Source organism: Bacillus sp. HY001, from assembly GCF_007558965.1.
In the GTDB taxonomy this organism is placed as follows: domain Bacteria; phylum Bacillota; class Bacilli; order Bacillales; family Bacillaceae_G; genus Bacillus_A; species Bacillus_A mobilis.
In genome coordinates this window covers 57,583-70,089 of sequence record NZ_VLTE01000013.1, presented here as the reverse complement: position 1 = coordinate 70,089, position 12,507 = coordinate 57,583, and the positions used below count along the sequence as shown (strand labels likewise).

The following is a 12,507-nucleotide window of genomic DNA, read 5'->3' as shown; positions in this document are numbered from 1 at the left end:
TGTTTTCAAACCAAAAACACCTCCATTGAATTTGCATACTTAGTATGCGAATTCAGGAGGTGTTTTTTTCATGTACCACTATTCGGGTTCACTTCATAAGGTGATGCTTTTTTCTTTTGTATATAGCAACTACTTAATCTGATGCAATTTTGGGAACAAATAGTGCGGTTCGTAAAACTAGGATTTTCTTTTTTATTGGAAATGAGTTACTGTCTTTGTAGAAGACACTTGTAGTATAGGTTTTTTCTAACTAATGCTGTTGAATTTTTAAGAGCAGAAGAGCAATAAGACGAGCTCTGAATATAATACTAATAAAGGAGGTGTTAAGCAATGGGTTACATTGTAGATATTTCAAAATGGAACGGTAACATTAACTGGGATGTAGCCGCTCCACAATTAGATTTCGTAATCGCTAGGGTACAAGATGGATCAAATTATGTAGATCCTTTATATAAAAATTATGTCCAAGCAATGAAAACTAGAAATATTCCATTTGGTAACTATGGATTTTGTCGCTTTATTTCAACTGCTGATGCGAAGAAGGAAGCGCAAGATTTTTGGAATCGCGGTGATAAGAGCGCTACAGTTTGGGTGGCTGATGTAGAAGTGAAAACAATGGATGATATGAGAGCTGGTACGCAAGCTTTTATCGATGAGTTACGCCGACTAGGTGCTAAGAAAATTGGTTTATATGTTGGGCATCATGTATATGAGCCTTTCGGTATGGCGAACGTAAAAAGTGATTTTTTATGGATTCCTAGGTATGGTGGTAATAAACCAGCATATCCTTGTGATATTTGGCAATACACGGAGACAGGTAATGTACCTGGTATCGGTAAATGTGATTTAAACCAATTGATAGGAAATAAGCCCCTGTCTTGGTTTACTGAATCGGTACCAAAACAAGAAAACATACAAGCACAAGTTTCGAAACAAAATATCATTCAATCTGGAGCCTTTTCACCTCATGAAACTCCAGATGTTATGGGAGCATTAACTTCTTTAAAAATGACTGCGACCTTCATTTTACAATCAGATGGCTTAACGTATTTTATTTCCGATCCAACTAGCGATGCGCAATTAAACGGTATGAAAGGTTGGCTTGATAGGAAGGGTTGGTGGTATGAAATTAAATGAAGATAAAAGCCGTTCTATTGGGCGGCTTTTATCATTAGTCAACTTAATATATTACGTGCTATTTTTAATATAGAAGTAATAGGAAAGGATGAGAGAGTGGCTGTATATATTGCAATTGTAAAATTGATATTATAAATTAATCTTATGTAGGTTTTCATAACAAGCTGGATTCTAAAGTTTTATATTGAAGAAAGTAAGACAAATTAAATATAATGAGCAGTTTGATGGGAGAAAGAAAATGTACACGTATAAATTGCAACATGAACAGCCAATCTGCGTAGGCAAAATAAAAAAACTTTATGACTCTGTCGGTTGGTGGCCAGAAAGAAAAGAAATCGATATTCAAAATATGTTAAAGCATAGTATAGCGATTGGGGTATGGGAAGAAAATGAATTAATCGGATTTGCTAGAGTTGTTTCTGATGGTGTTTTTCGAGCATACATAGAAGATGTTGTCGTGCATGAGAGTGTAAGAAATAAAGGTATCGGGGAGAAGATGATTACAATATTACTTCAAGAGATATCTCATGTTCATATTGTTAGTCTATTTTGCGGAGAGAAATTAATAAAGTTTTACGGCGAACAGCAATTTCAAGCGACGAAACAAATTGTAATGCATCGTAATCAAATTGTGAAAGAATAAGAGGTGTTAATGAGAATGAATGCAACTAGAATATATTGTTTATCAAAAAGAAAAGCAACAGAAGATTCACCAGATGGTTGGAATGCAACATGTATGAGGCTTAATAATAAAATATTTGCGATAGTAAACGATGAAGAAGGAGAAAAAGCTGCGATTACATTAAAATGTGATCCAGAACTTGCACTAAGAGTAAGAGAAGAGTATCCAGAAGCAATCATTCCGGGGTATCATATGAATAAAAAACATTGGAATACAGTGTATATACATAAAGATGTAGAGCAAGAGCAAATTAATAAGATGATTGATTGGTCATATGATTTAGTTTTACAATCATTTTCAAAGAAAAAGCAGCAAGAGTTATTAGATTAGTATGTATAAGGGGTGGGCGTATTGAAAGACACAATCAAAGGTACATATGATAAATTAGCGAGTACATATAAAGAAAATCTAGACTCGGCAAATCCATATAACAGTTATTATGAAAGGCCAGCGATGAAGGAGATGATTCCAAAGAATTTAGAAGGGAAGAGCATACTAGATGCTGGATGTGCAGCTGGATGGTATACTTCTCAATTTATAGAAAGAGGGGCAAACGTTACTGCAATTGACGTAAGTTCTGAAATGATAAAATCTGCAAAGGAAAGTATGGGTGATAATGCAACGTTTCTTTGTCATGACCTGCAAGAAGTATTACCATTTGCAGATAATACATTTGATATTATTGTAAGTTCGTTAACGCTTCATTACTTAGAAAATTGGAATAAAGTATTTAAGGAGTTTCGCCGAGTATTGAAGCCTGGTGGAGAATTTATATACTCCATTCATCATCCTTTTATGGACTTTACAAAGTTTACTAGTGAAAATTATTTCGAAAAACAATTATTAGTAGATACTTGGGTTAAACCAAATATTACAATAGAAGTTAGCTTTTTTAGAAGGGCACTCCAAGACATAGTTAATGAAACAACAAATTATTTCGTGTTAGAAAAAATGGTGGAACCGAGGCCAGTTGAAAAGATGAGAGAAGTAAATGAAAAATCATATCATTATCTAAATACAAATCCACATTTTCTTATTATGAAAGCCATTAAAAAATAGGTAGTAAAATAATTATATTTTACTACCTATTTACAATTTTAAATTACATATTAGGAGATCTTGAAATGAAAACGAAGCGAAATAGATTATTGTATGCACTGTTTACTATCTTTGTAATTATTTTAGGTCTTAGCTCAAGAAAGTTAGCTTTTGCGTTACCTCATCTATTAAACGAGTACTTAGGCGATGCTTTATGGGCATTGATGATTTTTACTGGATTCGGATTTTTATTTCCTAAAATAGAAACGAAGAAATTGGCTTTTAATAGTTTGCTATTTTGCTACGGGATTGAAGTGGGCCAATTGTATCATGCTGAATGGATAGATAACATTCGTGCAACGACTTTAGGTGGACTTGTATTAGGTTACGGATTTTTGTGGAGTGATTTAGTTGCTTATACAATTGGTGTTGGAGTAGGATTTCTTTTTGAGTTTATATTACGGGAGAAATAAGAGATTTCGATAAGGGGTATTCGTATATGAAAGATATATTAGAAATTGTGAATTTTTGGTTTCGAGATAAAGATGTCACAATTACTAAACTACAATCAAACGTAACGAAGGTTCTTTGTAAGAATAAAGCATATATTCTAAAGGAAAAGGGATCAATAGAACAGCTTTTAGTTGAACTAAATGTATTAGAACAACTTGATGAAAAAGGAGTTAAAGTACAAAGACTAGTGAATACGAGTAATAACGAAAGGTATGTATTTTATAAAGAGAAATATTATTGTGTGTATGAATACGTTGCTGGAAATGTGCTTGAAATAAAAGATACAGAAAATCTGAAACAGCTTGGAAGCACAATTGGAGAAGAAATAGCGTATTTACATCAAGCGCTTAATTCAATAGATAGTGAAAACGGGTTCGTAAAACGAGATTTATACAAGGTAGTATATGGTTGGGCTTTACCTATTTTAGAAAAGAATGAACATGTTCATCAGGATGTAATTCGAAAAATGAATCAAGTACATACAGATGTCAAGAAAAACGTCCACCCATTACGAAAACAAATCATTCATCGCGATATGCACTTATCGAATGTAATCTTTAAAGATAATGAATTTCAAGGATTTATAGATTTTGAACTGGTAGAAAAGAATATTAAAGTATTTGATTTATGCTATTGTTGTACGAGTATTTTGAGTGAGTCATATAGTGATGAAGAATTAAGAGGGAAGTGGCAACATATCATCAGCAAAATCTTTGAAGGATACAATAAACAATGCACTTTAACGAGAGAAGAGCTACAAGCGATTTGGTATGTTATGCTTTCTATTCAAATTATCTTTATTACTTATTTTGTTCAGATAAAAGATTTACTAAAATTAAATGAAGAGATGTTCTTTTGGATTTTTGCAAATAAAGAAGTTATTGAGGAATCAATAGAAAGGTTAGTACGAAAATGAAAAAAATAATATTAATAGGTTCTGGTGGTTCAGGAAAATCTACATTAGCAAGGCAATTAGGAAATAAATTAAATATTAAAGTACATCATCTTGATGCGTTATTTTGGAAACCAAATTGGGAGGGTGTACCGAAAGAGGAGCAAAGAAGGGTTCAAAATGAATTAGTTAAAGAAGATGAGTGGATTATTGATGGGAATTATGGCGGGACAATGGACATAAGAATTAACGCAGCTGATACAATTATCTTTCTTGATATTCATAGAACAATATGTGTTTATCGTGCTTTTAAAAGGATTGTACAATATCGGAATAAAACAAGACCGGATATGGGGGCTGGATGTGAGGAAAGGTTTGACTTGCAATTTTTTAAATGGATATGGGAATATCCTAAGACGAAACGACCTTCAATTTTAAAGAGGCTAAATCAATTGAGTAAAGATAAAGAAGTTATTATTTTAAAATCCTCAAATGAAGTAAGACTATTTTTAGAGAAGTACGATACCATAAATAGTTAGATTATAAAAAGAAGTAACATGGGGGGATCGGATTGAATAGATTCATCGGCCCGGTTGATTCTAATATGGTGAAAATTCCAGAAGGAAAAGTAGTATTAAGAGATGATCGAATTAAAAAAGAATGGCAAGTCCAAGTTAAACCATTTCTTCTAGCAAAGTACGTTGTAACGATGGAAGTATATGATGCGATTGCGAATCATAAACCAAATTTATTCAAAGATAAAAATAAACCAGTTGTAAATATTTCTTGGAATGATGCCATTGTATTTTGTAATTTACTTTCAAAAAAAGCAGGATTAAAAGAATATTATTCTATTAGTGATGATGGTCTAATTGTTAGTTGTAATTTAGATTCAATTGGCTACCGATTACCTTTTGAAGCAGAGTGGCAATATGCATGTAAAGCGGGAACTACTGGATACATATATGGAGATCTGAAAGGAATTGCTTGGTATAATGAAAATTCAGATGGACGTATTCATGAGGTCGGAAAAAAAGAGCCGAATGCATGGGGCTTGTATGATATGTTAGGAAACGTTTGGGAATGGTGCTATGATTTGTATGATGAAAAGGTATATGGATCGTACCGAATTTTCCGAGGCGGTAGTTGGGCTGAAGAAGCTAGAGGTTGTGGGGCGACTTGTCGCCGGCGTAGTCATCCTACATTTCATATAGATGATCTTGGATTCAGGCTTGCAAGGTCAATTTAATAAGAGCATGGTATATAACAAAGTGTTTGGAGAGTATTTATATTCTTAACATAATAGACAAGATTTGACGTAAGGAGTGTTCATAATGGCACGTGTTTTATTCATTAATACTGGATCAGAAGGACATATAAATCCAACATTGCAAGTCGTAGAAGAATTAGTTTCACGTGGGGAAGAGGTAATTTATTTTTCAATAGAATCTTTTAGAGAGCGTATTGAAAAGACAGGTGCTACTGTACGAACAATTGACGAGCAAAAGTTTATAAAAGCTTTTCTTTCCGGTGGTCGAAATTATTTATTAGAAAGAATTAACGGCCTTTTGCATACAGTGGATGTTGTGATACCTAGTGTTCTAGAGCAAATTGAAGGGGAACATTTTGATTATATTATTCACGATTCGATGTTTGGCTGTGGCCATATAATTTCTCAAATTCTAAAGCTTCCAGCAATAAATTCTTGTACATCTTTTGCACAGGATGAAAAAGCATTTGAACAAATGTTAGCCCACTTGTCTAAAAATATCCCAGTAGAAGATCAAGATAGGATATATAATGATTTTGAAAGCTTAACTAAGGGAATTGCGGAAAAATACGGAGTTAAAATAAACTCGCCGTATGAAGTTTTCTGTAATCCAGCGCCACTTACTGTTGTGTATACAATAAGGGAGTTCCAACCTTTTGGAGATATGTTTGATGAAACTTTTACATTTGTAGGTCCATCTATCTCTACGCAAGTAAAAAATGAAGAGTTTGATTTTACTGCAATTGAAGAAAAAAGCCCGATTTACATTTCACTAGGTACTGTTTTTAATGAATCGCTTGATTTTTATAAACTATGTATGAAGGCGTATGAGAATAGAGATTATACAATTGTGATGTCTATTGGCAATAAAACGAAAATAAGTGATTTAGGTAAAATTCCTAAAAACTTCATTGTGAAAAATTATGTACCACAAACAAAACTACTTACATATACAAAGTTATTTATTACACACGGCGGGATGAACAGTACACATGAAGGACTATATAATGGGATTCCGCTTATTGTAATTCCGCAAAGTGCAGATCAGCCAGTTATCGCAAAGCAAGTGGAGAATCTTGGAGCTGGGGTTAAGTTGTCAATGAAGGAACTAACTGAAGAACAACTACGTGAAAGTGTAGAACTCATATTAAATAATCCGTCATTTAAAGAAGCTGCTTTGAATTTGAAGGAGTCTTTCCGAAAATCCGGTGGGTATAAACAAGCTGTTGATGAAATTTCTACATTTTTAGGTCAGTAATAAATAGAAAATTATACATGAGAAGAGTGTCTATATGAAATGATATAGACACTCTTCTTTTATATGAAGCGGAGAATTCGTTGTTTTGAAATGCTGAATATTCTGTTTTATAAATTCGGACCATAGTTTTACGTGTTACTAATGCTTTCATCATTTCTGCGCAACTTCTGCACATACTTTGATGATTTCTATGTCATGATATATTTATCAAGTGAAATATTTCACAAGAAATGAAATGTATTTTCACTGCGTTGTATACGTAATTAACACATACAACGATACAAGATTGTCTCTTGTTATTCTTTTACATCGAAGCCCACATTACACTACAAAGTATAACAAGAAGGGGACAGGAACATGAATAATCGATTTTTAAAACAACTACCAAGTATGAAAATGAACAAAAAAAGTCTAGGAGTTGTTGCATTAACAGCCGGAATTATTGGCTCGACACTTATTCCTCAAAATGCATACGCGCACGGTTTTGTTGAAAAGCCTGGCAGCCGATCTGCTTTATGTAGTCCAACTTATGGCGCACTAAATGTAAACTGCGGAAGTGTTATGTATGAACCGCAAAGCTTAGAAGCACCAAAAGGATTCCCGCAAGGTGGCCCAGTTGATGGACAAATCGCTTCTGCAGGCGGAAAATTTGGCGGTATTTTAGATCAGCAAACTGAAAATCGTTGGTTTAAAAATACAATCACAGGCGGAGAAAATAGTTTTACTTGGAAATATACAGCGCCTCACTTAACGAGTAAATGGCATTACTATATTACCAAAAAAGGATGGAATCCAAATAAATCGCTTACAAGAGCAGATTTTGAACCAATTGGAACTGTACAACATGATGGTTCTGCAGCCTCAAATCATTTAACTCACAAAGTTAATGTACCTACTGATAGAAGTGGATACCATGTGATTTTAGCGGTATGGGATGTAGCTGATACAGCAAATGCATTTTATAATGTAATTGATGTTAATCTTATCAATGATGTGAAACCAGATATAGAAGCTCCAAGTAGTCCAAATGGAATTCAGGCACAAAAAGTAACAGCGAATAGTATAGAACTAACATGGACCCCTTCTACGGATAATGTAGGGGTAAAAGGGTATCAAATCTTCCGTAACGGAGAGATGATTGACACAGTACCAGGAACTCATTTTATTGATAAAAAATTAAAACCAAGTACAGAATATTCGTATACTGTAAAAGCAATTGACGCAGCTGGAAATGTTTCGAAAGAAAGTACAGCACTTACAGTGAAAACAACAGTTGAGGCTCCTGATACAGAAGCACCAACACAACCAAAAGGGTTACATAGTATGGGAACGACAGTGTCAAGTGTAGACTTAATGTGGAGTCCATCTAACGATAATATTGGTGTAGACCATTACGATATTTATAGAGAAAAAGAAGGAGCAATGAAAAAGATTGCAACATCCAATACGACTTCTTATATGGATAAAAATTTACTCTCCAATACTACTTATAAATATGTAGTGAAAGCAGTTGATGTAGCTGGAAATGAATCTGTACAGAGTGATATTTTCACAATCACTACTAAAAATGAAAGCGTTTCATATGAAGAGTGGGATGCGAAGAAAGCATACGAAAAGGGAGATAGAGTACTACACGAAGGAAAAGTATATGAAGCAGTCCAGGGTTATCAAGGAAATGGGGATCCAAACTGGATTTATGCCTTATCATTATGGAAAACAGTGTAAGCTTTATCTAGGTATAAACTAAGAGATGTTGGGCTTTGATGCAAAAGGAAATCTTGAGAATTCACTTTTCTATAATTAAAAAAGGGTAATATATGAATTCATATACTACCCTTTTTATTATGATAATACTTTCGTCATGAGAACGTGCGGAATACCATCTTCCATAAATACATCAGAAGAAGTTTGATAACCTAATTTTTTATAAAATCCTTCAGCATGTGTTTGACCGTGTAGTTTTACTTTTATAGCTTCTTTGTCACGAGCAATTTCTTCTAACGCGTTGATTATTACTTTTCCTAATCCGTATTTACGATAGTCTTTTAAAATACAAATACGTTCTAACTTTCCTGCGCCGTCAACAAATCGTATACGACCTGTACCTACAGGAAGCTCGTTATAATAAACTAAAATATGTTTACATTCCTCACCGATTTCATCGAATGTATCGAATTCATCCTCCAGAGGGACATTTTGTTCTTTTACAAATACTTCTTTTCGAATATGAAAGGCAGTTTCTAAATCTGTAAGTTCTGTTATGAGTTTGGAGTGCAATTTGTTCAGCCCTTTCTAATGTGATGTGCGTTTGTTTTCATAGTATATCATAATGCTACGCTATAAAGAGAAAATATAAAAAGCTGACTGTAAGAGTCAGCCTTCATTATAATTGCTTTATTCCATTTTTTGTTCCAATTATCGCCTTACTAGTCATATTAACAAATAACCCTGTTTCAACTACGCCTGTAATCATTTTTAATTGAGTATGTAAGTTGGCAGGATTAGATATGTCATGAGGGAATACACAATCAATAATCAAGTTATTGTTATCGGTAATAAACGTTTCATTATTTTTTAAACGTAACGTTGTTTGACAACCTAAAGCTTGAATTTTACTTTCCGTTTGTTTCCATGAAAAAGGTGTAATTTCAACAGGTAATGGGAAAGTACCTAAATGCGTTACAAGTTTTAATTCATCAGCAATGATAATTAGTTCTTTAGAGGAGGAGGCAACGATTTTTTCGCGAAGTAATGCGCCGCCACCACCTTTTATTAATTGTAAATTTGAATCAATTTCATCTGCACCATCGATTGTAAGATCGAGTATATCAATTTCGTTTAAGGAGATTAATGGAATGGAAAGTTGTTTAGCTAGAGATTCCGTTTCTTTTGACGTTGGTATAGCTTGAAATGATAAGCCTTCTTTAACACGCTCACCTAATTTTTGTATCGTCCAATATACAGTAGAACCTGTACCAAGTCCAACTTTCATCCCATCTTTTACAAAGCTAGCAGCATATTCACCGGCAAGCTGTTTTAAATTCATCATATTATTCTGCTGGACGCGGGCCTGCATCAAGACCTGAATTTTCTACTGTAAGTATAGGGCGAACGACTATATCTTTATGTACGTGCATTTGGCATGATAAACGTAAGTGATCTTCAATTCCTTTTTCCGTAATCGCATTTTTTTCATTAGAATTCGCTTCACAAAACTCACCTGCTATTATTTCAACTCTACAAGTTGTGCAGCGTGCTTTCCCGCCGCAGCGATGGAGAATGTGTACACCGTTATCTTCAATCGCTAATACTAACTTTGTGCCTTCTTTTACATCAAAAGTTCCCGCACCTTCAATTGTTAATTTTGGCAAATTTGTTCCTCCTCACGTAAAATTGTACATAACATATTTATGACCGCGAATTATTAAACATAAACATAATTTTTTTATATGCCCCGTAACTTTTTTATTTGTTGAATCGTTAATTAAGTAAGCGCTGAAAAGGAGTGGTTATTTTGTGCACAAAAGTAACTCATATTTTTAAAAATCATATCGATATGAATCATTCAAATATAAACTTTTTAATTGAGCAATACGGAGAATTGAAAAGGTACTGTACATTTTTAACGAAAAACAAATGGGACGGCGAAGACCTTGCCCAAGAAACAGTTTGTAAAGTTCTTCAAAAATATAGTAATAAAGATATTTGTATGACACTTGTATATAAAATAGCTCGCAATCGTTGGATAGACCAGATGAAATCAAAATCAGTTTATGAAAAAATAAAGGGACAAATTACTTTTGAAGAACCACATGAGAACATTGCAGATTTGCATGAAATGGTAGGGAAAGTATTATCGTTACTCAATGTACAACAATCCGCAATTTTATTATTAAAGGATGTTTTTCAATATAGTATCGCTGATATTGCTAAAGTATGTTCCATATCGGAAGGTGCAGTAAAAGCTTCTTTATTTCGGAGTAGAAATAGGCTGAAAACTGTAAGTGAAGAAGGGATTGAGATTGTAGAATTCACAGATGATATTGAAGTTGTAGTAACGTCTATTCGTGAGGAAATGCCGGAATTGTTAACAAAGCTTCTTCCGACAATAGATTTTACTAAGTTACCATCTAAACAGCCAGTCTTATTATTTAATGCAAAAAAACCTTCTTCCTACAGTTGTATGCTTTGCGTGGCATAACAATTATTGGAGGGATTAAATATGAATGCAATTCCATATGTAGTAGAACAAACGAAATTAGGAGAACGTTCCTATGATATATATTCAAGGTTATTAAAAGACCGCATTATTATTATCGGTTCAGAAATAAATGATCAAGTAGCAAGTAGTGTCGTAGCTCAATTATTATTTTTAGAAGCGGAAGATGCCGAGAAAGATATATTTTTATACATTAACAGCCCAGGCGGCTCAACGACAGCAGGTTTTGCCATATTAGATACGATGAATCTCATTAAACCAGATGTACAAACGCTATGCATGGGATTTGCAGCATCATTTGGTGCATTGTTATTATTATCAGGTGCAAAAGGGAAACGGTTTGCACTCCCTAATAGTGAAATTATGATTCATCAGCCACTTGGTGGTGCGCAAGGTCAGGCAACAGAAATTGAAATAACAGCAAAAAGAATACTAAAGTTAAAGCATGATATTAATAAAATGATTGCAGAAAAAACAGGGCAATCAATTGAAAGAGTAGCACATGATACAGAAAGAGATTATTTTATGACTGCAGAAGAAGCGAAAGAATATGGGATAGTAGATGATGTTGTTACGAAAAAATAAGATAAAACAGGCTAGAGGATATGCTAATCCTTTAGCCTGTTTTGTTAATCTTTTACCCATTCATCAACTAGCGCTTGATTCTTTTTAATCCATTTTCGTGCCGCTTCTTCGGGATCTTTCGTTTTATTTAACTCGACCATTAATGTACCAAGTTGTTCATCGTTCATTTTCCATTTGTCAAAGTATTTTATGATATCCGGATGATCTTTTTCAAAACCTTTACGAACAGAGTAATAAATGTCATCTTTTTCACCATATACTTTCTTAGGGTCTTTTAAATATTTTAAGTCAAATTCCGAAAAGCCCCAATGCGGATTCCAAAGCGTAACAGCGATTGGTTTCTTTTTCGTATATGCTTTCTTTAGTTCACTCATCATCGCAGCTTCAGAAGATTGGACAAGTTTTAGTTTAATATCATATTCCTTCATTGCTTTGTTCGTTAAATTCATAAGACTACTACCGGGTTCGATGCCAACAATTTTGTTATCTAGCTCATCTTTATGTGCATTTAAATCCTCAATACTGTTAATGTTTTTCATATAAGAAGGGACGACGAGGCCAAGTCCAGTACCTTCATACCATTTGGATTTTAAGACAATATCATCTTTATAACGAGCATTTAACGGTTTATCCGTAACGGGTAGCCATACTTCTAAATTAGCATCAACATCACCGCGAGCAACACCAGTCCAAATTGCTGCTTTTTCTAAATACATGAGTTCAACTTTGTAACCTTTTTGTTCTAATAAAACTTTCCACATGTTTGCCGTGGCAATGTTTTCTTTCCAACTTGTTACACCAAGTTTAATTTTCCCTTTCGAATTTGCATTTGTTGCATTACATGAAGAGAAAATCATAGTAATAAATAACGAAAGGCATATAAGCCATATTTTCTTTCTCATTGAAACCCTCC

At 33.8% G+C, this 12,507-nt stretch carries 16 protein-coding genes; 12 read left to right on the top strand and 4 right to left on the bottom strand.

Annotated features, from left to right (window positions below):
* Positions 1 to 330 precede the first annotated feature (330 nt).
* From FOT98_RS09475 to FOT98_RS09430, 10 genes are all read left to right on the top strand, one after another.
* Complete coding sequence (locus tag FOT98_RS09475) at positions 331 to 1,137, top strand: GH25 family lysozyme (protein ID WP_061679741.1); 807 nt, start codon at positions 331 to 333, stop codon at positions 1,135 to 1,137.
* 238 nt (positions 1,138 to 1,375) lie between these two features.
* The gene (locus tag FOT98_RS09470) at positions 1,376 to 1,780 is read left to right on the top strand and encodes a GNAT family N-acetyltransferase (RefSeq protein ID WP_063263094.1); all 405 of its coding nucleotides are present in this window, start codon (positions 1,376 to 1,378) and stop codon (positions 1,778 to 1,780) included.
* 15 nt (positions 1,781 to 1,795) lie between these two features.
* Positions 1,796 to 2,149 (top strand): MmcQ/YjbR family DNA-binding protein, encoded by a 354-nt coding sequence (locus FOT98_RS09465; protein ID WP_063263098.1) that lies wholly within the window; start codon positions 1,796 to 1,798, stop codon positions 2,147 to 2,149.
* 21 nt (positions 2,150 to 2,170) lie between these two features.
* Positions 2,171 to 2,878, top strand: coding sequence for a class I SAM-dependent methyltransferase (locus tag FOT98_RS09460; protein WP_063263093.1), 708 nt, complete (start codon positions 2,171 to 2,173; stop codon positions 2,876 to 2,878).
* Between the two features lie 65 nt (positions 2,879 to 2,943).
* Complete coding sequence (locus tag FOT98_RS09455; RefSeq protein ID WP_063263092.1) at positions 2,944 to 3,330, top strand: ribosomal maturation YjgA family protein; 387 nt, start codon at positions 2,944 to 2,946, stop codon at positions 3,328 to 3,330.
* Between the two features lie 26 nt (positions 3,331 to 3,356).
* On the top strand, positions 3,357 to 4,286 hold the full coding sequence (locus FOT98_RS09450; RefSeq protein ID WP_063263091.1) for a phosphotransferase enzyme family protein: 930 nt from the start codon (positions 3,357 to 3,359) through the stop codon (positions 4,284 to 4,286).
* Positions 4,283 to 4,801 carry a DNA topology modulation protein gene (locus FOT98_RS09445; RefSeq protein ID WP_063263090.1) on the top strand — a complete coding sequence of 173 codons (519 nt, stop codon included), beginning with the start codon at positions 4,283 to 4,285 and terminating at the stop codon, positions 4,799 to 4,801. The genes FOT98_RS09450 and FOT98_RS09445 overlap by 4 nt, the downstream gene beginning before the upstream one ends.
* 32 nt (positions 4,802 to 4,833) lie before the next feature.
* Entirely contained in the window at positions 4,834 to 5,511 is a 678-nt protein-coding gene (locus tag FOT98_RS09440) for a formylglycine-generating enzyme family protein (RefSeq protein ID WP_169833834.1), read from the top strand.
* Positions 5,512 to 5,596: 85 nt separating this feature from the next.
* Positions 5,597 to 6,790: a macrolide family glycosyltransferase gene (locus tag FOT98_RS09435; RefSeq protein ID WP_063263089.1), complete on the top strand. Its 1,194-nt coding sequence runs from the start codon at positions 5,597 to 5,599 to the stop codon at positions 6,788 to 6,790.
* A 357-nt stretch (positions 6,791 to 7,147) separates the two neighbouring features.
* The gene (locus tag FOT98_RS09430) at positions 7,148 to 8,515 is read left to right on the top strand and encodes a lytic polysaccharide monooxygenase (RefSeq protein ID WP_063263088.1); all 1,368 of its coding nucleotides are present in this window, start codon (positions 7,148 to 7,150) and stop codon (positions 8,513 to 8,515) included.
* Between the two features lie 117 nt (positions 8,516 to 8,632).
* Here the strand turns inward: FOT98_RS09430 and FOT98_RS09425 are convergent, their stop codons facing one another.
* The 3 genes from FOT98_RS09425 to FOT98_RS09415 all read right to left on the bottom strand — a co-directional run bounded on the left by FOT98_RS09425 (position 8,633) and on the right by FOT98_RS09415 (position 10,161).
* Positions 8,633 to 9,067 (bottom strand): GNAT family N-acetyltransferase, encoded by a 435-nt coding sequence (locus tag FOT98_RS09425; RefSeq protein ID WP_063263087.1) that lies wholly within the window; start codon positions 9,065 to 9,067, stop codon positions 8,633 to 8,635.
* Positions 9,068 to 9,173: 106 nt separating this feature from the next.
* Positions 9,174 to 9,836 (bottom strand): ribose 5-phosphate isomerase A, encoded by a 663-nt coding sequence (gene rpiA / locus FOT98_RS09420; RefSeq protein ID WP_063263096.1) that lies wholly within the window; start codon positions 9,834 to 9,836, stop codon positions 9,174 to 9,176.
* Positions 9,837 to 9,840: 4 nt separating this feature from the next.
* A complete protein-coding gene (locus FOT98_RS09415) occupies positions 9,841 to 10,161 on the bottom strand; it encodes a 2Fe-2S iron-sulfur cluster-binding protein (RefSeq protein ID WP_063263086.1) in 321 nt (106 codons plus the stop codon).
* A gap of 143 nt (positions 10,162 to 10,304) precedes the next feature.
* Here FOT98_RS09415 and FOT98_RS09410 point away from each other — a divergent pair, with 143 nt between their 5' ends.
* On the top strand, positions 10,305 to 10,991 hold the full coding sequence (locus tag FOT98_RS09410) for an RNA polymerase subunit sigma-70 (protein WP_063263085.1): 687 nt from the start codon (positions 10,305 to 10,307) through the stop codon (positions 10,989 to 10,991).
* 21 nt (positions 10,992 to 11,012) lie between these two features.
* Positions 11,013 to 11,594: an ATP-dependent Clp endopeptidase proteolytic subunit ClpP gene (gene clpP / locus FOT98_RS09405; protein ID WP_063263084.1), complete on the top strand. Its 582-nt coding sequence runs from the start codon at positions 11,013 to 11,015 to the stop codon at positions 11,592 to 11,594.
* A gap of 44 nt (positions 11,595 to 11,638) precedes the next feature.
* Here clpP and FOT98_RS09400 read toward each other — a convergent pair whose 3' ends face one another.
* Positions 11,639 to 12,496: a glycine betaine ABC transporter substrate-binding protein gene (locus FOT98_RS09400; protein ID WP_061679754.1), complete on the bottom strand. Its 858-nt coding sequence runs from the start codon at positions 12,494 to 12,496 to the stop codon at positions 11,639 to 11,641.
* Positions 12,497 to 12,507: the final 11 nt, after the last annotated feature.

Excerpts from the sequence above, each read along its gene's own strand:
- FOT98_RS09475 (WP_061679741.1), top strand. The coding sequence starts at position 331 with ATGGGTTACATTGTAGATATTTCAAAATGGAACGGTAACATTAACTGG.
- FOT98_RS09470 (WP_063263094.1), top strand. The coding sequence starts at position 1,376 with ATGTACACGTATAAATTGCAACATGAACAGCCAATCTGCGTAGGCAAA.
- FOT98_RS09465 (WP_063263098.1), top strand. The coding sequence starts at position 1,796 with ATGAATGCAACTAGAATATATTGTTTATCAAAAAGAAAAGCAACAGAA.
- FOT98_RS09455 (WP_063263092.1), top strand. The coding sequence starts at position 2,944 with ATGAAAACGAAGCGAAATAGATTATTGTATGCACTGTTTACTATCTTT.
- FOT98_RS09450 (WP_063263091.1), top strand. The coding sequence starts at position 3,357 with ATGAAAGATATATTAGAAATTGTGAATTTTTGGTTTCGAGATAAAGAT.
- FOT98_RS09445 (WP_063263090.1), top strand. The coding sequence starts at position 4,283 with ATGAAAAAAATAATATTAATAGGTTCTGGTGGTTCAGGAAAATCTACA.
- FOT98_RS09435 (WP_063263089.1), top strand. The coding sequence starts at position 5,597 with ATGGCACGTGTTTTATTCATTAATACTGGATCAGAAGGACATATAAAT.
- FOT98_RS09430 (WP_063263088.1), top strand. The coding sequence starts at position 7,148 with ATGAATAATCGATTTTTAAAACAACTACCAAGTATGAAAATGAACAAA.
- rpiA (WP_063263096.1), bottom strand. The coding sequence starts at position 9,836 with ATGAATTTAAAACAGCTTGCCGGTGAATATGCTGCTAGCTTTGTAAAA.
- clpP (WP_063263084.1), top strand. The coding sequence starts at position 11,013 with ATGAATGCAATTCCATATGTAGTAGAACAAACGAAATTAGGAGAACGT.
- FOT98_RS09400 (WP_061679754.1), bottom strand. The coding sequence starts at position 12,496 with ATGAGAAAGAAAATATGGCTTATATGCCTTTCGTTATTTATTACTATG.